The organism is Chryseobacterium sp. CH21 (assembly GCF_004119445.1).
GTDB lineage: Bacteria > Bacteroidota > Bacteroidia > Flavobacteriales > Weeksellaceae > Chryseobacterium.
The window spans coordinates 1-591 of record NZ_QICI01000080.1; the positions used below are offsets into that span (position 1 = coordinate 1).

Annotated in this window: 1 protein-coding gene; it reads left to right on the forward strand. The window is 34.9% G+C overall.

The genetic code is table 11. The features are described 5' to 3' along the window. Positions 1–22: 22 nt before the first annotated feature. On the forward strand, positions 23–591 hold a 569-nt coding region (locus BOQ62_RS16860), incomplete at its 3' end, for an IS982 family transposase (RefSeq protein ID WP_129041308.1).

Sequence of the window (591 nt, forward strand, 5' to 3'; positions counted from 1 at the left end):
TTTTTGCTACAAAACATTTACAATGAACAACTTAATTGCAAATTACGGAAGAATTTTGGAAGTTTTACGGGAAATTTCAGATGAAACACTTTTATCTTATCAGAGACGTATTCCCAAAATGAAGGATTTAGAGGTTGTAAGCCTCGTCTTGACTGCTGAATACATGGGGATTGACAGTGAAAATCATCTGTTCCGCCAACTTCCTGGTCTTATAAGCGAGAAGATAGAACGGAGTGTTTACAATCGCAGAAAGCGAAAATTATATTTGAAAATCAATGAAATACGTTTGAAAATAGCTCAGAGTTTTAATGAATTTGAAGATTGTTTTATTGTCGACAGTATGCCTTTGGAAATCTGTAAAATCTCCAGAAGCGCACGTTCTAAAATATGTAAAGATGAACAGTATTGTTATCCAAACAGAGGTTTTTGCGCATCACAGCAAATGTCTTTTTATGGCTACAAACTTCATGCGGTTTGTTCTGTGAACGGTGTTTTTCAAAGTATAGACCTAAGTCCGGCATCTATTCATGATATTCACTTTTTGAAGGACATTAAAGAACAGTTGTCTGATTGTATCTTGCTTGGTGATAA